At 62.8% G+C, this 20,312-nt stretch carries 16 protein-coding genes; 11 read left to right on the top strand and 5 right to left on the bottom strand.

The annotated features are described in order from the left end of the window. The gene (gene typA / locus QMF81_RS06885; protein ID WP_281750015.1) at positions 1–1,824 is read right to left on the bottom strand and encodes a translational GTPase TypA; all 1,824 of its coding nucleotides are present in this window, start codon (positions 1,822–1,824) and stop codon (positions 1–3) included. A 103-nt stretch (positions 1,825–1,927) separates the two neighbouring features. On the opposite strand from typA, the gene QMF81_RS06880 reads away from it, so the two are divergent. Continuing rightward, positions 1,928–2,227, top strand: coding sequence for a DUF2845 domain-containing protein (locus tag QMF81_RS06880; protein ID WP_281750014.1), 300 nt, complete (start codon positions 1,928–1,930; stop codon positions 2,225–2,227). Positions 2,228–2,267: 40 nt separating this feature from the next. Further along, positions 2,268–2,468, top strand: coding sequence for an Rdx family protein (locus QMF81_RS06875; RefSeq protein WP_281750013.1), 201 nt, complete (start codon positions 2,268–2,270; stop codon positions 2,466–2,468). Positions 2,469–2,517: 49 nt separating this feature from the next. Here QMF81_RS06875 and QMF81_RS06870 read toward each other — a convergent pair whose 3' ends face one another. Then, entirely contained in the window at positions 2,518–3,798 is a 1,281-nt protein-coding gene (locus tag QMF81_RS06870) for an OmpP1/FadL family transporter (RefSeq protein ID WP_281750011.1), read from the bottom strand. A 192-nt stretch (positions 3,799–3,990) separates the two neighbouring features. Here QMF81_RS06870 and QMF81_RS06865 point away from each other — a divergent pair, with 192 nt between their 5' ends. Then, positions 3,991–4,617 carry a TetR/AcrR family transcriptional regulator gene (locus QMF81_RS06865; RefSeq protein WP_281750010.1) on the top strand — a complete coding sequence of 209 codons (627 nt, stop codon included), beginning with the start codon at positions 3,991–3,993 and terminating at the stop codon, positions 4,615–4,617. A 34-nt stretch (positions 4,618–4,651) separates the two neighbouring features. Here QMF81_RS06865 and QMF81_RS06860 read toward each other — a convergent pair whose 3' ends face one another. From QMF81_RS06860 to QMF81_RS06850, 3 genes are read right to left on the bottom strand one after another with little or no spacing between them, the layout of a single operon-like run. After that, positions 4,652–5,740: an LptF/LptG family permease gene (locus tag QMF81_RS06860; RefSeq protein WP_281750008.1), complete on the bottom strand. Its 1,089-nt coding sequence runs from the start codon at positions 5,738–5,740 to the stop codon at positions 4,652–4,654. Then, on the bottom strand, positions 5,737–6,876 hold the full coding sequence (locus tag QMF81_RS06855) for an LptF/LptG family permease (protein WP_281750007.1): 1,140 nt from the start codon (positions 6,874–6,876) through the stop codon (positions 5,737–5,739). The genes QMF81_RS06860 and QMF81_RS06855 overlap by 4 nt, the downstream gene beginning before the upstream one ends. Continuing rightward, positions 6,876–9,425 (bottom strand): DNA internalization-related competence protein ComEC/Rec2, encoded by a 2,550-nt coding sequence (locus QMF81_RS06850; protein ID WP_281750006.1) that lies wholly within the window; start codon positions 9,423–9,425, stop codon positions 6,876–6,878. The genes QMF81_RS06855 and QMF81_RS06850 overlap by 1 nt, the downstream gene beginning before the upstream one ends. Positions 9,426–9,522: 97 nt before the next feature. Here QMF81_RS06850 and QMF81_RS06845 point away from each other — a divergent pair, with 97 nt between their 5' ends. From QMF81_RS06845 to QMF81_RS06810, 8 genes are all read left to right on the top strand, one after another. Continuing rightward, complete coding sequence (locus tag QMF81_RS06845) at positions 9,523–9,912, top strand: response regulator (RefSeq protein ID WP_281750004.1); 390 nt, start codon at positions 9,523–9,525, stop codon at positions 9,910–9,912. Then, the gene (locus QMF81_RS06840; protein ID WP_281750003.1) at positions 9,909–12,950 is read left to right on the top strand and encodes a hypothetical protein; all 3,042 of its coding nucleotides are present in this window, start codon (positions 9,909–9,911) and stop codon (positions 12,948–12,950) included. The genes QMF81_RS06845 and QMF81_RS06840 overlap by 4 nt, the downstream gene beginning before the upstream one ends. 8 nt (positions 12,951–12,958) lie before the next feature. Next, positions 12,959–15,610, top strand: a complete 2,652-nt coding sequence (locus tag QMF81_RS06835; protein ID WP_281750002.1) for a PEP/pyruvate-binding domain-containing protein — start codon at positions 12,959–12,961, stop codon at positions 15,608–15,610. Between the two features lie 34 nt (positions 15,611–15,644). Next, positions 15,645–15,830, top strand: coding sequence for a hypothetical protein (locus tag QMF81_RS06830; RefSeq protein ID WP_281750001.1), 186 nt, complete (start codon positions 15,645–15,647; stop codon positions 15,828–15,830). 90 nt (positions 15,831–15,920) lie between these two features. After that, on the top strand, positions 15,921–18,236 hold the full coding sequence (locus QMF81_RS06825; protein WP_281749999.1) for a methyl-accepting chemotaxis protein: 2,316 nt from the start codon (positions 15,921–15,923) through the stop codon (positions 18,234–18,236). Between the two features lie 37 nt (positions 18,237–18,273). Next, on the top strand, positions 18,274–18,552 hold the full coding sequence (locus QMF81_RS06820) for an HU family DNA-binding protein (protein WP_281749998.1): 279 nt from the start codon (positions 18,274–18,276) through the stop codon (positions 18,550–18,552). Next, the gene (locus QMF81_RS06815) at positions 18,549–19,433 is read left to right on the top strand and encodes a pyridoxamine kinase (protein WP_281749997.1); all 885 of its coding nucleotides are present in this window, start codon (positions 18,549–18,551) and stop codon (positions 19,431–19,433) included. Before QMF81_RS06820 ends, QMF81_RS06815 begins: the two co-directional genes overlap by 4 nt. 93 nt (positions 19,434–19,526) lie before the next feature. Next, positions 19,527–20,309 (top strand): ABC transporter permease, encoded by a 783-nt coding sequence (locus tag QMF81_RS06810; protein ID WP_281749995.1) that lies wholly within the window; start codon positions 19,527–19,529, stop codon positions 20,307–20,309. Positions 20,310–20,312 lie beyond the last annotated feature (3 nt).

The following is a 20,312-nucleotide window of genomic DNA, read 5'->3' as shown; positions in this document are numbered from 1 at the left end:
TCACTCCTTCTTGGCCCGCACCCGCATGGTGTGGCGTTTTTGCGCGGAAAGCTCCGCCTTGCGCAGCCGGATGGAAAGCGGGGTCACTTCCACCATTTCGTCCTCCCGGATCCAGTGCAGCGCCCGCTCCAGGGTCATGGGGAGGATCGGCGTCAAGATGACGTTCTCGTCCTTGCCGGCAGCGCGCAGGTTGGTGAGTTTTTTCTCCTTGCACGGATTGACATCAAGATCGCTCTCCCGATTGTGCTCCCCGATGATCATGCCTTCGTACACTGCATCTCCCGGCTCCACGAAGAGCCTGCCCCGGGGCTCGAGGTTGAAGAGGGCGTAGGCCACCGCCTGACCCTGGCGGTCCGCCACCAAAGAGCCCGTAAAACGTGAGGGGAACTCGCCACGATACGGTCCATAGCCCGCAAACATGGAATGGAGGATGCCGGTGCCCTTGGTGTCCGTGAGAAACTCGTCCCGGTAGCCGATAAGCGCCCGGGACGGTGCGGAAAATTCCATGCGCACCCGGCCGGTGCCGTTATTGACGAGGTGCTCCAATTTGCCCCGGCGCAGGGAGAGCTTTTCCGTGACCACGCCCAAAAAGGCCTCGCCACAATCCACGTGCACCCGCTCCATGGGCTCCAAGACCTCGCCGGCCTCGTGCTTGAGGATGACCTCCGGCCGACTCACCGTCAGTTCGAAGCCTTCACGCCGCATGGTCTCGATGAGGATGGCCAGCTGGAATTCCCCGCGGCCTTTGACCAGCATGGCATCGCGGTCTTCGGTTTCCTCCACCTGGATGGCCACGTTGGCGCGGGCTTCGCGCAAAAGGCGGTCCTTGATCTGCCGCGATTGCACGATCTTGCCCTCCCGGCCGGCCAAGGGCGAGGTATTGATGGCAAAACGCATGGCCACGGTGGGCTCGTCCACCCGCAGCCGGGGCAAGCGTACCGGGGTATGACGATGGCAGATGGTGTCCCCAATGGCCACCTGCTCCAGCCCGGCCACCACGGTGATGTCCCCGGGCTCCACCCGCGGCTGATCCACCAGGCGCAAGCCCTCGTAGGTCTGGATGCGGGTGGGGCGGAAGAGACGCTCCTCGGTCTCTCCCAAACAGACGAGGTCGGTTTTTTCTTCCAAGATTCCGCCGTGGAGCTTGCCGATAGCCAGACGCCCGAGGTAGTCGCTATAGCCCAAATCGGACACCAAAAGGGTGAGCGGGGCGTCCACTACATAAGCCGGCGCCGGGATATGGGTGAGGATGGCGTCTAAAAGCGGGGCCAGATCCTTGCCTGGAACCTCCAGGCTCGTCGAGGCGATACCGTCGCGACCAACGGCATAGAGCACCGGGAATTCGAGCTGGTCCTCCTCCGCCCCCAGATCGATGAAGAGATCGTAGACCTCGCTCAAGACCTCCTGGGGACGGGCATCCGGGCGGTCAATTTTGTTGAGCACCACGATAAGCGGCAGTCCCAAGGCCAAGGCTTTGCCCAGGACGAAGCGAGTCTGGGGGAGCGGCCCTTCCGAGGCGTCCACCAGAAGCACCGCGCCATCCACCATGGAGAGCGCGCGCTCCACCTCGCCGCCAAAGTCCGCATGGCCCGGAGTATCCACAATATTGATCTTCACGTCCTTCCAGCGCACCGAGCAGTTCTTGGCCGCGATGGTGATCCCGCGCTCCCGCTCCAGGTCCATGCTGTCCAGGACACGCTCGTCCACCTGCTGGCCTTCCCGGAACACCCCGGATTGTCGGAAGAGTGCGTCCACCAAGGTGGTTTTGCCGTGATCCACGTGGGCGATGATGGCGATATTGCGCAGCGCCTCGTTTCGTTGCATGAATACATCTCCTTCAGGCATAAAAAAGGGCTCCTGGCGAAGCCCATTGGCCGCAAGACGCGGTTTTCCACCGTTAGCGAGCAACCCCAAAGGACGTCAAGCGATGCGTGCTCTCCTTTTTGCCCTGGCCATCACCGGACTTTTCCCTTCCCTGCTGGGAGCCATTGATTTGCGCTGCCAAGGGGATCTCATGACCCCAGGCACCATCATGGCCAAGGTGGTGGCCAAATGCGGCCCGCCCCTGACCGAACGCGACGTGGGGGAGGTCTCCTACCTCAATGAACGCCGCCGCGAACTGCGCAAATTTACCGTAACCGAACTCACCTATGCCGTGCCCGGCGGGTTTTACGTCCTGACCTTCGAAGGCGGGATCCTCAAAAAAAGCGAATATGTGCCCCAGTGAGACGCTCCTCATCCGCGTCTGCAGCCTCTGACGCGGCCTTTTGGAGCGGGCCGGGAAGCTCGCCTCCGAGATCGGCGCCATCCTTGGTCCGCAAGCGGTAACGCTGGTGCCTGCACCGCAACTGCGCGGAGATATGGAAGTCTGGTTCCGCGGGCAGTGCGTGTGGCGCCTGCGCTCCGAGCGGCGTTTCCCCAGCGCTCAGGCCATCCTCGCTCGCATGGCCGCCATAGAAACGCCCTGACCCCGCCGAAGCGGGGCCAGGAGGTGGTTGGTGGGAGCCGGGTTTTGCACTAGAAGGTATAGCCCACGGAGACGCCCAGCATGTGGGCGCGCCCATCGTTGACCTCCCCTTCCAGCACGCCCTCCTTGGGGCGGGCGTCGATGTCGCGATCCGTGATGATCAAGTACGTGTAATTGAGGTCCACGGTCCAGTTGTCCCAGTGGAACCCCAAGCCACCATTGAGGAGATGGCGGTCATTGGCCGGGACCATGTAGTCGATGGTATCGTCTGGCACCGGAGACTCGTCATACACGTAGCCCAAACGCACATCCATCCAGGGAAGCAGGGCGTACTCGAGCCCCACATTGAAGCGCCATACGTCGTTCCAGTCCTTGATGGACGACGTTTGCGTCTTGCCGCCAGGAATGACCGCGTCCGCATAGTTTATGGTCAAGGCGTCGTACTTGCTCCACCACGTGTACACGAAACCGGCTTCGATACTGAGCTTTTCCCACGGGTAGATGGCAAGGCCAAAAGCCAGGGAATCGGGCAAGGTAACGGTTCCCCAGGCGCGTGAATCCCGAAGCCAGGCATCGAGCAGGGGACTTGCGCTCGCCGCCGCGGCATACCCGGCGGAACGGGTAAAATCCGCATCGCCGCGCACCTTCATGGTCACCGGGCTGCGGTAGGTGAGTCCCAGGCGGGCGTAGGGACAAGGCCGATAATGGATGCCGGCATTGAAGCCGTATCCCATGCCGTCGGCATCGAGCTTCAAGTTGTTGTCTCCTGCCGGAATCAAGGCAGAGATGGCCCCATTGGCGATCTTCTGCTGCTTGGTGAATGCGAGATAGGTGGCGTCCAGACCAAAAGCCGCAGACCATTTTTCCGAAATCTGATAGGCCAGAACCGGGGTCGCGGACACCGACTTGATGATGGCCTCGTAGGAGTTGTAGCGGCCGGGCCAATCTTCATCAAACACCGAGCCCAGGCCAAAGCGGGAAAAGGCCCCCACGCCGAGGCTCAGCCGATCGTTGAGCTTGGCCGTGGCGTAGAAATGCGGCGGAATCCACAAGGCGTTCTCGTCCGAGGTGGTCCATTGGGTATTGGTGCGCACATCCACCACAGGATGGATGAAGGTGACACCGCCCAGCACCCGGATGCCGTCCAGTTGGGTGATGCCCGCAGGATTGCTGGCAATGGCCGAAGGATCATCGGCCCGACCCACAGTGGCCCCGCCCAAGGCGTTGCCCCGGGCACTCCATTCATAGATCCCAAACCCCGCCGCCGCACCGCTTTGCGCGGCCAGCAGCACCAAGGCACACGCCATGAGCATCGCCCGCAATCGCTGCATACTGTCCTCCTCCACAAAGATATTGAGCTTTCACTCAAAAAGTAGCGCGGGCGTATAGATGAAGGCCTCTATTGTCAATGAGAACACCTCAAAAATCCATAGAAAAAATCGTTGGCACTCCGCCAAAAATTTTGCGTCCACGCACAACGGAAGGCCTCGACGCTTTTGCCGAAAACCGCTATTCTTCTTTCCATGGACACCAAAGAACGCATTCTCCTCGCCGCCCGAGACCTTTTTGGCTCCTTCGGCTTTGCGAACACCACGTACAAACGCATCGCGCAGCACCTCGGTATCGCCGAGGGGCTCATCGCCCACCACTTTGGCAGCAAAGACAATCTCTTTGTGGAGGTGCAGGTCCGTATCCTTCAAGACCTCACCGAGCGCATGGCCGAAGGCGAATTTTACGCCCACCACGGTCTTTCCATGCTCCTCAATCAGGCCAAGGCCCTCTTGCGCGCCTCGCAAGACCCGCAAAGCGGCTGTCGCGCGCTCTTGCGCTGCTCGCCGCTTTTTTCCCTCGAGCACCAAAGTCCGGATGCACGGCTCCTTGCCGGCTGCCAAACCATGATCCAGCGCGTGCTGACCGCCATCGTCCGCGGCCAAAAAGATGGCAGTATCCGCAGCACCCTCGAGCCCACACTGGCGGCCAGTGTGTTTTTTGCCACGGTATTCGGGGCGATCCGCGCCCGGCTGCTCACCCCTGCCCACGGCGTCCTCGGCATCGAGCCCAAAGACGGCTTCTACGCCGAGATCCTCAGCATCCTTGAGCGCTACTTTTCCGCGTCGTCCTCATCGGAGGACGACGGGGCGACGAGATAAGCAATCACGCACCCCAGGGCAAAACCCGCAAGGGTCAACCACCAAACCACGCTCCCCTCCACAGACGCCGCATGGCCACTGCCGCCAGCACCATTGCCGCAACCAAGACATTGGCTGCCCATGCCCCCACCGCAGGCGGCACCAACCCCTGCTGGCCGGCTGAAGAAAACACCACGAACAGGGCGTAATACCCAAAGGAGGCCACCAGCCCCAAAGCCACCACCGCGTAGGGGGAGCGCACCACGCTGGCCACCACCAAGGCCGCCAAGGCCATGACCGGGATGGCCGCGGATTGGGCAAGCTTCATATGCCAGGCGGTGGTGAGGCGCTCCACCCCGGCCCCGCTTTGGCGAAGGCGGTCGATCTCTTCCCCCAAACGCCACAAGGACACGGACTCCAAACTGGTCTTGGGGTCCATGGTCAAAAAGCTCTTGGGGTCCATGGCAAGAGGAAAGGTCACCGTGTCAGAGTGACTTTCGCTCAAGCGGGAGACGTCCACCTCCCGCACCCGAGTAAGCCGCCACTCCCCTGGCTGCGCGTCCACTGCCTCGGCATCCAGGATGCGCTGGGGTTGACCTGCCGCATCCATCACGTAGACGCGCACGCCTTCCCCCTTGCGCGTGACCGGAAACAGCCGCTGCACCCACACCACGGCCTGCTTTTCCCGAAACCAGACATCCGACAGGGAGCGCGCCACGAGATTTCTCCCCCGCACCTCCTCGTTCCAGATGCGCTCCGCCAGGCCATGCCCCACCACGCCAAGCCCTTGGGAAAGCAGGAAATGCCCGATGGCCACCACCGTAGCGTACACGAGAAAAATCCGCTGCCAACTCCAGGGAGCGACCGCTGCAGCGCGCAAGGCAATGAGTTCCCGCGCCCGGCCCATGAGGGCCATCTGCACGCCCACGGCCACCACAAAAGCGCCCGGAAAGATCTGCGCCAGGACAAACGGGCAACGGTATAGCACATACAACCCCAAAAGCCGCAGGGAAACCCCGGCCTCCAAGAAATTGTCCAGGCGATCGAAGACTTCCACAAAGAGATAGACCCCCAGGCCGATGCCAAGCACCAATGCCAACAAGAAGAGGTTGCGGCGCACGAGAAGCCGTGCCAGCACGGTCATGCCGCCCTCCTCCCGCAAGGCCAGCGCACGGTAACCCAGCGCTCCGTGGCCGCAGCCCGAAGCAGCACCGTCGCGCCTGCGGCAAAAAAGACGCTGGGGGCCCACACCCCAAAGGCCGGAGACACCACCCCGCCTTCGGCCAAAGACATGCCCGCGGAAAGTAGGACATAGTAGAGAAAAAAGACGCCCATGCCCACCACCAAGCCCCACTGACGGCTGATGCCGGAAAAGACCAGGGCCACGGCGAGCATGGTGAGCCCCAAAAGGGGGCACGCCACGGCCAAGGCAGGACGCTTGTGCACCTCGATGGCCACCCGACGCGCCAAATTGGTGTCTTCCAGGCTTCGGCGCTGCCGGAACATTTGCCACAACGCCTTCCATTCCATCTCCTTGGGAGACACTTCCCCGAGCCGCATGCCGGAGAACACCCCCGAAAGATCCAACGATACCAGATAGTGGGCAAAGCGTACCTGCGAAATGCCTACCGCCCCCTCGCGCACCATGGTTCCATTTTCCAAGGCCACCACCAGACGACCAGCGGTCGGATCCACTGCAAGCTGCCCTTGCGGGGCGGTGATGGTGAGCGCATCGGCCCGAGAGGCGTCGTGCACGAAGACATCGGTCAACTGTCCTCCGGAGGGGCTCACCTCTCGGGCATAAATGGTAATGTTCGGCGCCACTTGGGTGAAGACTCCGGGCTGGACGCGGACCATGGTCTGCTGCCGCGCCAGCTCCATGATGGTGTCTCGAAACCGCTCCATGCCCCAGGCCACGCCCCAAAACCCCGCCCACACGGTGATGGCTGCCGCTGCGAGGCAGAGCACAAGACTTGGGGTCACGAGCGGGGCGATGCCAATCCCGGCCGCGCGCAACGCCACGATCTCCCGATCTGTGCCCATGCGGGTCACGGTCAAATATACCGCCAGCATGGCGGAAGCAGGGACGAGCACCGTGAGGAAAAACGGCGTCAAGTACACAAAAAGGCGCAAAAGGTGCATGACGCCCACGCCTTGCACCAAAAAGAGCTCCCGCAATTGGAGCATGCGGCCAAGAGTAATGAGGCCCAGGAGCGCTGCGGCGGTCAAACCTGCCGCCACGAGCATCTCCTGAATCATGACCCGGGTGAGGATCCGCACTACTGCACTTCCCGCCTGGGAGCGATCTGGTCTTGATAAATATCAGCGAGCTTCTGCTCTTCCATGGGGGAAAGATTGAAGCGCATCCCTGCCTCGGCCAGCAATGCGGCCAGGTCTTTTCCGTCTTTGCGCGCTTCTTCGATCCAGGCCACGGCCTGGCGGATGTTTTGATCTGTGGGCATGATGGTGCTCATGATATCCTCTCCCAAAGCGTGGGGACGCCGCGCCCAGTCTACGGATGGGCGGCTCCCCGAAGTTTTCCAGGTAAAACGGACCGCCCCATGCTGGGCTGTGGTCCACAATGCCACATTGTGGCTGGCGAGCCAATGGCGAACTTCCTGGTGGGGATGACCAAAACGGTTCCACGGCCCGCAGGCGGCCACGGCATGCATGGGGCGTACCTGCCTCCACACCTCAGGGTTCAAGGCGTCCCGAGAACCGTGGTGGGGGAGTATGAGCACTTGGGCGGCCAATGGGTGGCCATGGTCTGCCACCTGCTGCCAAACGGCTGCCGGAATATCCCCCGGAAGGATGGCCAGACCCCGCCCCTCCCACGTCAGGCGCACGACGAGGCTCTGGGCATTGCCCCATGGGCCGAAGACGCCGTCTGGCGGATGGAGCACTTCCAGCACCACACCGGGCTCCACCTCCAACCGCTGGCCCGCGGCGAGCCTGTGCCTGGGGCCACCCCAGCCGTCAAGGGCAAAGCGCAGTTGTCTGCCCGTTGCGTCGTCGCGCAATGGCCCGGCCTGCCCCCACAAGCCCACCCGCATCAGGGAAAGTACCGCGGGCATGCCGCCGATATGGTCCATATCCGCATGGGAAATGAGTGCCCCCCACAGCACCGGCGGCCGCTGTACGGTAAGCGCCGGCACCACCACCAGCCGCCCCACGTCGTAGTCCGAGGCAAAGGCCCCGCCTGCGTCCACGAGCACCCGCTTTCCCGAGGGGGTTTCCAGCAGCACCGCCTGACTGGAGCCGGTATCGAGCACCGTAAGCGACATCCCCGGGGAGGCAAAACCACGCACCTCCGCCAAGCCCAAACTCAGGGCCATCAGCACCATGGCCAGACGACGCACCCCTCGCGTCCATGGCAGAAGGAGCGCGATCCCCAAGGCCGTCCAGCCCATCCACGAAGGTCGCGGCAGTGCCAGCTCCTGCAGCCATCCGGAAGCCTCCGCCCACGCCAGGGCCCGATCCAGGCCCAAGACTGCCCAACCGGCAAGATCCAAGGCCATCCGCGCCACGCCATCTGCCCCGGGCAACAGCGAGGCCCCCAGCCCCACCATCGCCCAGGGCATCACCCACAAGGAAAGCACCGGCAGCCACAGGAGATTCCACACCACCCCAAAGCTGACGACCCCAAACCAAAAGAGCTGGAGCGGCACGGTCCCTATGGTCGCAGCAAGGCTTACCCCCGCCAGCCCCAAGAGCCAGCACAACACGCGGGGAATCCGCCATTTCTTCAAGTATTGATGGAAATATTTTCCCAGCGGCGCCAGCATCACAATGGCGCTGACCGCGGCAAAGGAAAGCTGGGTGCTCGGCTCCAAGGCCCACGCGGGAAAAAGGAGCACCATGGCGGCTGCAGCGGCGAATACGGCGTCTTGGGGCCAGAAGCGGCGGTAGCGCCACAGCATGCCGCCTGCCACGCACGCCATGATCCACGCCCGCACCAAGGACGGACCTGCACCGCCCAGCCACAGATAGGCCGCACTCCACGGAAGCCCCAAGGCCACGGCCAACTGCGGCCGAGGCAAACGCAGCGCCAGCCCTGGCCACAAGCGGATGGCAAGGTTTGCAAGCCCCAACCCCATGCCCAAGACCACGCCCACATGCAGCCCCGAGAGGGCAAGGCTATGGGCCAAACCAGCCCGGCGCACCCGGTCCACGAGTGCCGGTGGCAAAAACAGCCGCTCCCCGCCGACCACGGCAAGGAGCATGCCTCGGGCCTTGTCGGGGCAGAGGGCGGCAAATCGCTCCAGGATCCGAAGACGCAGGCTTTTCGGGCCTCGCAGCCACTGCACCGGCACCTCTCCCGCACTCGAGGCCCGAAACCCCACCCCGCGCCGCAACCATCGCTGCTCTGCCCAGGGGAGACCGAAGTTGGCCGTGCCCCGAAGCGGTCGCAGACGCAAACGGGCGGCAAACACCGACCCAGGGGCCACCAAATGCGGCGGCGTATCCCAACTCCAGACCAGATCCGCCCCCAGAGGCCGAGGGGTTCCGTCTGCATCCAGGATCTCCACGTCGCCCACCACCAGCAGCATGCGCTCCCCCGGATAGCTTTGCACGGAAAGGACGGTCCCTCGCACCGACAGCGTACGCGGCCACGAGGGGTCATGGGCATCCACGCAGGCGGGCGCAATGGGAAGCGTCCTCAGGGAAAGGAGAACACCCAGAAAAAGCCCCGCCGCCACATGGGTGCGCAGGGGGGTGAGCACGAAGAGGACTGCAGCGCAGGCCAGACTCGGCGCCGCCGCGTGCGGGACAAAAACCCCCACCACCCCGGCGAGCACCACCCATTGCCAGGGGAGAAGCGGGAGCAAAAAGGAAGCAAAATCCGGCTTGTTCCACTGTGCCGTCCATTGCCTCCCGCCCGCTGCTCGGTTAGGAGTTGGCCTATCTTTGCCCCAAGGAGGTCTCATGGATTCCTACTCCGTACTCTTGGTGGACGACGAGCCGGACTTTTTGCGCACCATCATCAAACGCCTCACCAAGCGGGGCATCCAGGCTACGAGCGCCACCAGCGGCGAAGAAGCCCTCGCCATGCTTGCCCAAGAGCCCCGGGACGTGGTGGTCTTGGATGTGAAGATGCCGGGCATGGATGGGCTGAACGTCCTTCGCCGCATCAAAGCTGCCTGGCCGGATACGGAAGTCATCATGCTCACCGGGCATGCCAGCATCGAAACCGCCATGGAAGGCATGTCGTGCGGCGCCATGGACTATCTCATGAAACCCGCAGACCTGGAAGACCTCATCTACAAGCTCGAAGACGCGGTACGAAAAAAGCGTTTGCGCACCTGCCGACCATGAACCTCTTTTTCGACCTTCAAGACCATGCCCTTCTCGAGCTGGTAGCGGATGTCCTCTCTCGGGCAACGCGGCCGCGCAGCCTCGCCTCCCTCATGGCTCCGGCCCTGCATCCTCACGGCATCAAGGAACTGGCCGCTCCTCGAGGGCTGCGCATCGCCTATGCCGTGGCCAGTCTCCTGGGCTCCCTTGCCGCAGACAAGGCGCCGGAGCGTCTGGCCGCCCTCACCATGCTGCGCGACGAAGTACTCCTCACCGCGGACGTGCGCCTGCCCCGCAACACCGCCCGAGTACTCATGCAGATCATGAAGGACCTCATCCGCCACCAGGGCGATACCGCATCCCAACTGCGCCTGGCCCACGCCTTTCGGGCCGTGTCCACCGGCCGCCCCCGGGAGGTGCGCCGGGCCCTTGCCCACTACCATCTCCTGGAAATGCCCGAAGAGTGGAATCAGGTGGCCTTTGACGACCACGTGCACGATGCCAACACCAAAGGCCGCAAAACCCCGACGCACCTGGTCATGGATGCGTGGATCAAGGGGATCCGCCACCTCACGGTGGTGTACTACAACTTCGTCACCCCAGAGGTGGCCGAAGAACTCCTGCAGGCCGCCGCCATTCTCGACATGCGCGTGCGTATCGGCATCGAGGTCCGTGCCCGCTTCCGAGACCTCTATGCTCGCTTCACCTGGGAGCCCTTTTCCTTACCGGATCCCGAATCCTTCCGCCGCTTTCTCGCTGCGCCCGCCGTGCAGTCCTTCATGGAAGCCGGCCGTCAGGTCTCCCGCTACCACCAGCGCTACGTGTTTGGCGCCCTCGATGCCTACAACACCACCCACCGCCGTAGCCTTGGCGAGTTGCTCGGCTTCCTGCCTCCGCCCATATCCCAGGAGCAGTTCCTGCAATTCGTCGGCGAAGGGCAGCCGTCACTCCTACACCTCGCGCGCCACATCGAGACGAGCATCCATAACGCCGCGGCCGAGCACCCTTCTGCCCACCACCGTGCCCGTGTCCCGTTGGAGGAGGTGGATTCCGAATACCTCATCCACCACTACCTCCAGCCCTGCCGCAATCCGCACCTCCATGATCCCACGCAACCGTCCGACGATGTGCACGTGCCGGCACTCTTGCGCCGCTCTCCCAAAGAGCTCCTGCAGCACCTCGCCGAACTCCAGCCTGCCTCGCGCTTTGTGCTCAACCCAAGCAACCTGACGGTGGCCGATGTGCTGGAGATCGTCGCCCAATGCAATGGCCTGGTCACAGACCTGGAAATCTACAACCTCAAGACGCTCATCGGTGGCCGACCGGTAGAGGCTTCTTGCGCCGAAGCCGTAGAGATCACCAATCCGCAGCGCGTCTCCCAGCGCCTCGCGGAACTCCAGCAAGCCTTGGGCGATGAACACATCATCGCCCTCAAGCGGGTGGTGCGCAGCATCGTCTGGGACTACCATCAGGAGCGTGAGGCTGCTTCCCGCCGCGTTTCCCAGGCAAATACCGACGCCGAGCGCAAAACGCTCGAGGCCGAGCTCGCGGCCATGACCACGCGCTGTGAGGACTTGCTTGCGATTTTGGAGCATCTCCCCGCTCTCCATCAAGCATACGCCGGCCGCCCCATGGGCGTGCGCGCCGGCAGCAGTTCCACCGGACAATCGCGGCGGTTCTACGGCATGGGACTGGCAGTGGCCGAAACCTTACCTCAACGCGCCCAAGCCGCCATCCATGATCCCCAAAACCCCCAGCGCCTCCGCTTGCCCTTGCGGGCCCATCTGGTGCGCCACCTGCGCCAAAGCGTGGAACACGGCCAACTCTCTTGGGCTGCCCGCCTTTTGGGACTCCTGCCGCCGCCTTCCCTGTCGTGGGAAGTACAACACTTGGCGTGGAGCGATGGTCCGGGCAACGTGGTGACCTTGGGAGGGTTGGGAGGAAGCCGGTCGCCCCAAGCCTCCATACAAGGACGCTGGGGCACCTTGAATTCCCACCTGAAAAACATCCTCAAGGTATGTATCGGCTTTATCCCCGCTTTTCTCACCTTTGCCCTCACCAAGGACTGGTGGGTGCTCGCCTATGGTGGAGCCTTCATCTGGTTTGCCATCACCGGGGTTCGCAACGTGCTGCAGACCGTACTCGGTGGCGGCGGGCTCAAACGCCCAAGCGAACTGCCCTGGCGATCGCTCATCAGCGCCAACCGCATTGCGGACTCCCTGCTCTTTACCGGTTTTTCCGTGCCGCTCCTCGACTACTGCGTCAAAACCCTGCTGCTCCACCATGGTTTGGGCATCACCGTGGCGAGCCACCCGGTGCTCCTCTATGCCATCATGGCGGCTGCCAACGGATTGTACATCTTTTCCCACAATCTATGGCGGGGGCTGCCCCGAGCTGCGGCCATCGGCAACCTCTTCCGCTCCATCATCTCCATCCCTGTGGCGCTCCTTTACAATGATATCGCGGAGGGGATCCTCCTTGCCTTTGGGACCGCTGACCCCGGCGCCACCCTCCAAGCTGCAGCCGCCATCCTCTCCAAACTCGCCTCCGACACCGTTGCCGGCGGAATCGAAGGACTGGCCGACCGCAACGCCAACATCGCCATACGTCTGCGGGACTACCGCACCAAGCTCACCATGCTCTTCAATACCTTCGCCCGGCTCGACACCATCTTTCCCGAAGAAGACGTGCTCGAGATGCTGCAAACGCCCAAGGCATTCCTCGACACCCTCAATCTCGAAGCGCAGGAATTGGAGCAGATGCTCATCGTCAACGCCTTGGACCTCATGTACTTCTGGTACTACCAGCCGCGGGCGAGAAGCGCCCTGCGCCAGATCGTCCGCACCATGACCCAGGAAGAATGGTTGATCTTTTTCCGCTCCCAGCTGGTGCTCAAACGCTTCCGGGAGACCAGCCGCATGCTCGTGGACGGCCTGGTGGGGAAGAATTTCACCAAAGCCCTGGCCTTTTACCTGGACCATTATGAATCCTACCTGCGGGACATGGAGCGGCTTGGCGCATGGCGCCGCCTCCATGCTCCACTCCAGGACACCGCATAGGAGCTGCCATGGGCATTATGCGCGCCATCCAAAGCCTTCTTGGCCGGACCCCACCGCCTTTGTCTGCGGCGGACGCCGAGGATCAGGAAGCCATCTTCCGGGCTCGCTACGAAAACTTCCAGCGCCTGCTTGCCGCCAACAACGCCAGTCTCGACCTCATGGCCGCCCTGGAGGCCGCCCTACACGGCGAGCGTCATTTTGGGATGTATTTTCTGCGCTCCACGGTGACGACCCTGCTCACCAAGGTCTACAGCATGGTGGAGCGCCTGCGCGCCCTGGCCCCAGAACGCTACCCCGACCTCCCACTCGCCTTCCACGCCGTTGCCGAAGAGATCCGCACCCGCTTGGCGCCCCGAAAAGTGGTGGGCACTTCGGCCTTAGTCCTTGATCTCCACGAACTTTCCGCCGCCATGGCCGACGACGTGGGGGCCAAGATGGCCCACTTGGGAGAACTTCGGCGTCTGCGCATCCCGGTACCCGACGGCTTTGCCATTACCGCTACGGCCTGCCAGACGTTTTTCCGGCATAACGGCCTGGGCGAAGAAATCGCCTGCATGGTGCAGTCCCACGCCATGGGTGGCGCCCTCTTTGACGTGGAAGCCACTAGCGAGACACCGTCATTCTCCATTTTGGACATCTGCACGCGTATCCAGGCAAAAATCCTCGACGCGCCGGTTCCGGAAGAGGTCCAGCAGGCCATCCTCGATGGATACGCCCGCCTCAAGGCCCGGTTGGGATACGCCCCGCGCGTGGCCCTGCGCTCCAGCGCTGTGGGCGAAGACGCCGCCGGGGCCAGCTTCGCAGGCCAGCACCGCTCACTCCTTAACCTCAGCGAAGAAAGTCTGGTGGATGCCTACAAGGAGATCCTCGCCAGCAAGTATTCGCCCCATGCCACCGTATACCGGCACCGCAAGGGGATCCGGGAAGACGAGGTCTTTATGGCTGTGGGGTGTCTCGTCATGGTGGACGCCGCTGCTGGCGGCGTGGCCTATTCCCGCAGCCCTGTGGACCCCCAAAACACCCACGTGCACATCACCGCGGCCCTAGGTGCCGCCAAGGGCGTCGTGGACGGCAGTGCGCCCACGGACCAGTACCAGGTGACGCGGGAAGACCCGCCTCGTCTTGCGGTCAGGGACATCGCGGAAAAATCCTGGCGCATCGTCCAAGCAGCCACCGAAGGCGTGCGCAGGGAGACGGTGGAGGAAAGTGCCCGCACCCGCCCCTGCCTTACCGACTCTCAAGCCATAGAGCTCGCCCGCATGGTGCTTTTTCTGGAGGACCATTACGGCACGGCCCAAGATGTGGAATGGGCGCTCACTCCGGCAAATACGCTTGTCGTCCTCCAGGCCCGTCCCTTGGAAATCCGGGCCGAGTCCCCGCAACCCGACACCCTGGCGCCAGCAGCCATCACGACTTCTGCGCGCATCTGCGGCGGCCAGACCGTCAGTCCCGGAGCGGGATGTGGTCCGGTACACATACTCCGCAACAACGTGAACATGCTCACCGTTCCCCAGGGCGCCGTACTGGTATGTGCGGACGCTCTGCCCAAATGGGCGGCCGTACTCCCCCAGGCCAGCGCCGTGGTGAGCGAGCGCGGCAGCACCGCCGGGCACCTGGGTACCGTGGCGCGGGAATTCCGCATCCCGGCACTCTTTGGCGTCCCGGGAGCTACGGCCATACTCGCCCCAGGGGAAATGGTGACGGTTGATGCCTCCAACACCTGCATCTACCCAGGCCGTGTGGAAGTCCTACTTGTCCAAAAACCCGCGCGGCCGCCTCTGGCAGGCTCTCCCGTGTACCAAACCCTGGAGCGACTGGCCGAGGTCATTTTGCCCCTCACCCTCACCGACCCGGACAGCCCCCGATTCCGGGCGAAAAATTGCACCACGCTCCACGACATCACCCGTTTTTGCCACGAAAAGGCGGTGACCGAGATGTTCGCCTTTGGCCGGGATCATCCCTTTTCGCCGCGGGCAAGCAAACAGCTCAAAACCGTGGTCCCCATGCAGTGGTGGGTACTCAACCTCGATGACGGCTTTACCCGTGAGGTCACAGGACGTTATGTGGATTTGGCCTCCATCGCCAGCATCCCCATGCTTGCCCTATGGCGGGGAATCGTGGCCTTTCCCTGGGAAGGGCCGCCGACCCTCGATGGCCGTGGGTTCATGTCCGTGCTTTTTCAAAGCGCTACGAACCCCAATCTGGAACCCGGGGGCGCCTCCCAATACGCCACCAAAAACTATTTTGTCATCGCCCGGCATTTTTGCTCCATGCAATGCCGATTCGGCTACCACTTCACGTCCGTGGAGACCATGGCCGGCCCCCGGCCGCGGGAAAACTACATCCGCTTCCAATTCAAAGGCGGGGCTGCCGACGAAACCCGCCGTGCCCGCCGCGCCCGGCTGGTGGCAGAACTCCTTGACGCCTTCCACTTCCAAACCCAGGTGCGCGGCGACAATCTCGCGGCGCGCATGGACGACTGCGAGGCGGCGTTCATCGAAAAGCATTTGGAACTGCTCGGGCACCTCATCATGCACACCCGGCAGTTGGACATGGTCATGGCCCAAGAAGATTTGGTCGCGGCCTACCGCGAGCGGCTTCTTTCGCAAATGCGCTGGCTCTACGAGCAGCCCTTGCCAACCCCTGCTTCCAACACCTAGCGTGGGGGCAGTCCATCGCACTTGGAGAACTACCATGCACGACGAACACCGTGACGCCCCCCGGCAAATCCTGTTGCGCGGCATCCTCGTGGGCGGCGCCCTCGGGATGATCGCCCGCTGGTTCGGCTACGAGCCAGCCAAGGCCTTTTTTCTCGCCGTCATCTGCGGACTTCTCGCCGCAGGGACTCGTATTCTGCTTTTGCGGAACCGCAAAAAATAGCGCTTTTCCCATCGGAATCCACAAAAGACTTGTTTTTTTCACCAGATTACGGCAACGAAGCACGGAATCACTGCGTATCCGGAGGGATTGATGTCCCGTAGATTCCCTTTCCAACTCAAACTCCAAAGCGTGGTGGGTGCGCTCATGCTGGCCGCCGTGGCCCTGTCGTCCACCATCATCTTCGTGCACGTGCGCGATGGCGCCGTACGCCTCGGCGAGGCCATGTCCCAAAACATGGTGGACCAACTAGCTGGCTCCGTCCGTCTGTATGTGGAGAGCACCCGCGCCCGGCTCAAGGCCACTTCCGATGCTGCCCAGACCCTGATCGATCCGGGCGCCGTAGGCCCCAATTACGACGCCGCGTTCTTGGTGACAGACCGCATCCGTCTCCAATACGATACCCTGGCGAGCATCTACGCCCGCACCCCCAGCGGGTTCGTTATGGTATCCACCAACCGCGAGGTGCAGGGAAGACGGCCTGTAGGCGAGCCCCTCACCAATACCTATGCCGCCAAGTCTTTGGCGGAAGGGCGCCCTGTGGAGGGCGAAGAGGTTATCGACGGAGTGTTCCGTTTGGTGGAATACCGCCCCATATTTTGGGAAGGCCGGGTGGTCGGCGCGCTACTCACGGGCAAGCGCGTACTCACTCCAGAGCTCCTCCAGGTGTTGGATCGCACCTCTATCCAGGGCAAAGGCTACCCATTCATCATCGATGCCCAGGGGATCCTCGTCTACCATCCGCGCAAGGAACTGATGGGCCGCCCAGCGGCGGAGTCCATCCCTGCGGCAGCCCAGCTTGCAGCAGCCAGTGATGGCATCGTCGAATATCGTTGGGATGGGGAAGCGAAGATCGCGGGCAAACGCTCCGTGTCAGCCGTTGGCTGGGATATTTTCTTCACCATGACTGCGGCTGAGACCTTGCACGGCCTTGACCGAGAAATCCTCCAATCTGCGGGTATGGGCATGGCTGCAGCAGCCCTCCTTGCCTTTGGCACCTTGCTGCTACTCGTCCCCCTGCTCCTTGCCCCCATCCGACGCATGGCTGCAGCTGCTGAAGATATCGCCAGTGGACAGTACGATGTGCACATCGACTACGGCGCTCGGGACGCCATCGGCGCCACTGCCGACGCCATCCACCGCATGGCCGCGACCATCAAAGAGCGCATGGGCTTTACCCAAGGGGTGATCGAATCCATCAAAGTACCGAACGTCATCTGCGGCCCCAATGCCAAGGTCGTACGCTGCAACCAAGCCATGCTCGACGTTTTAGAAATCCCCGGCGCCCCTGAAGACTGGGAGGGCAAAGACGTCAATCGTCTCATCTTCGGCGATGCGCCCGGAGAGAGCGTTGCCGCGCAGGTGGCCAAGGATCGCCAAGCGCGCTTGGGTGTGGAGCGGACGTTGACCACTCGCACCGGAAAAACCATCCACGTGCGCATCGACTGCACTCCCCTGTTCGATCTCGACGGCAATTTTTTGGGCTCCTCCTCCATCTGGATGGACCTCACGGACATCGTTGGGGCCAAGGAGGCCATCGAGGCGAGCCAAAAGCGGCTGCTGGCCGTGGCAGGACAAGTGGATTCCCTGACCCAGCACATCGCCACCGCCACCGACGAGCTGGCCGCCCAGGTGGAGCAGGTGTCTCGCGGTACCGAGGTGCAGCGCGACCGCACTGCGGCAGCAGCCACGGCCATGGAAGAGATGAACGCCACGGTGCTCGAAGTGGCCAAACACGCAGCCGAAGCCGTGCGCGGCTCGCAAGAGGTGCAGGAGAAAAGCCACGAGGGCAACCAGGCCGTGGAGCGGGTCATCGAGGCCATGGCGGCAGTGCGCGAGCGATCTGCAGCGCTCGCCCAAGAGATCAACGCCCTCGGATCCAAGGCTGCAGACATTCGCTCCATTGTGGACGTCATCGCCGATATTGCCGATCAGACCAACCTGTTGGCCCTCAACGCCGCCATCGAGGCGGCCCGAGCCGGAGACGCGGGCCGGGGGTTCGCCGTGGTGGCGGACGAAGTCCGCAAGCTCGCCGAGCGCACTATGGCGGCCACCGGTCAGGTCACCCAATCCATCGAGGCCATCACCTCGGGAGTGAGTCATAACGTCCACAGCATGGCTCAAGTATCTCAAGCGGTGGAGAACACCCATCAATTGCTGACCAAGGCGGGGGAAGCGCTGATGGCCATTGCCCGCATTGCGGAAGTATCCATGAGCCAGATCACTTCCATCGCCACGGCTGCGGAGGAACAATCCGCCACCTCGGAAGAGGTCAACCGCTCGGTGGCGGAGATTTCCACCATCGCCAGCGAAGCAGCCCAGGCCATGACCCAATCCGCGCAGGCCGTGAGCGACCTTGCGCAGCAGGTGGGGGCATTGCGCGAACTCGTGGCATCCCTCAATGCATAATCTCAACCCGTGTTCCAAGGAGTTGTAAGGAGTTGTCATGAACAAGAGCGATCTCATCCAAGCCCTGGCGGAGCGCGCGGGTATTACCCATGACGAGGCCACCATGACTGTGGAAACCTTTTTTGAGGCTGTGCGCGAGGCTATGCTCCGCGGCGACCGTGTAGAGCTCCGGGGGTTTGGCAGCTTCAAGATCAAGCACTACGACGGTTACACGGGCCGCAATCCCAAAACCGGCGAGACCGTGGAAGTACGACCCAAGCGACTGCCCTTCTTCAAGGCAGGCAAAGGGCTCGTGGATGCAGTCAACGACCGATGAAGCCTCCGGTCCCCACGGCAGTGCGGCGAATAGCCGCCATTCATGACCTCTCGGGCTTTGGCGGCGGCTCCCTGGCAGCCGCCATTCCCATTTTGTCGTCCCTGGGCTTCCAGGTGTGCGCCCTGCCCACGGCGCTGCTCTCCACCCATACCGGGGGCTTCACCGGCTTTCATTTTCGCGACCTCACCGAGGACATGGCGGCCATCCTCGCCCATTGGCAGCGATTGGAACTGCGCTTTGCCGCCATCTACTCGGGATTTCTCGGATCCCCAGAGCAAATCCGCATCGTCCAGGAAGCCTGCGCCACGGTGGGGAAAGACGCCCTCATCGTGGTGGATCCGGTGCTCGGAGACAACGGCGCCCTCTATCCTACCATGGACGAGGCTATGGTGGCCGGCATGCGCAAACTCGCTGCCCATGCCCACGTGATTACTCCTAACGTCACCGAGGCCGCGCTGCTCCTTGGCGAACCCCTAGACATGGTTTCTGCCTTGCCCACACAGGTCATCAAGGATTGGGCAAGGCGCCTGGCGGTCACGGGCCCCTGCTGGGTGGTGCTCACGGGACTTCCCGCCGCGGCCCCAGATCGCACCCAAACCGTGGCGTACGACCGCCGCACGGACAAATTCTGGAGGGTGGAATGCGACTATGTGCCGGCCAGTTATCCAGGCACCGGAGACATGTTTGCGAGCGTACTCACCGGCGCCCTGCTCCAGGGTGATTCTCTCCCCATTGCCCTGGACCGAGCCGTGCACTTCGTGGCCCTAGCCATTCGCGCCACTTTCGGGCACGGTGCGCCGGAACGTGAAGGGGTGCTCCTTGAGCGCGTGCTCCCCAGTCTTGCCGCCCCAGTAAGCATAAGCAGTTACCAGCTCCTCTGAACCCCATCTACTGCCTGCTTGGCATCGTCCAAAAACAGCGATACGCACCGCGCTTGCCATCGGAACGCCATACGAGCCTTGAGAACAACTATCATGCCGAATTTCCTCTCCCGCCTCGGCGCGGGGACTGTATTTCTCGTGGAGCATCTGGGCCGCTACGCCCTGTTCTGCCTTCACGCCCTCCTGCAACCGTTGCGACCGCAGCGGCTGTGGGGAAAGATCGTCGCCCAAGTGGCGTTCATTGGCGCGGGGTCCTTGGGGATCGTCGCCCTGGTGGCGCTTTTTACCGGTATGGTCCTGGGGCTCCAAGGGTACTACACGCTCATCAAATTCAGCGCCGAAGGGGCCCTAGGCACGGTGGTGGCGCTGTCTTTGGTGCGTGAACTTGGGCCGGTGCTCACCGCCATCATGGTGGTGGCGCGGGCAGGCTCCAGTACGGCTGCGGAGCTGGGCATCATGCGCATCTCAGAACAGATCGACGCCCTGGAGACCATGGATATCGATCCTGTGCGCCATTTGGTCACCCCCCGCCTGGTGGCGGCCCTTGCCGCCTTTCCTCTGCTCACCGCGGTCTTCGACGTGGTAGGCATCTTCGGCGGCTACCTGGCGGCGCACCTGCTCTCTTCGCGGGCAGGCATCTACTTCAGCAAGATCCAATCCACCTTGGTGCTCTCCGATATCTCCGGCGGGTTCATCAAGGCGGTAGTCTTTGGCTTTTTGGTCATGAGTGTCTGCTGCTATTGCGGATTTCACACCCATCTGCGCCGGGACAGCGCCGGGGCGCGGGGGGTGAGCGCCTCCACCACCTCGGCGGTGGTGCAGTCGTGCGTGTACGTGCTCATGGCGGACTACGCCATTACCTCTTTCCTCATGTAGTGT

It is taken from the genome of Thermodesulfomicrobium sp. WS (genome assembly GCF_027925145.1).
Taxonomy (GTDB): Bacteria; Desulfobacterota; Desulfovibrionia; order Desulfovibrionales; family Desulfomicrobiaceae; genus Thermodesulfomicrobium.
The sequence above is the reverse complement of the archived record's forward strand: the minus strand, read 5'-3'. Positions and strand labels throughout refer to the sequence as shown.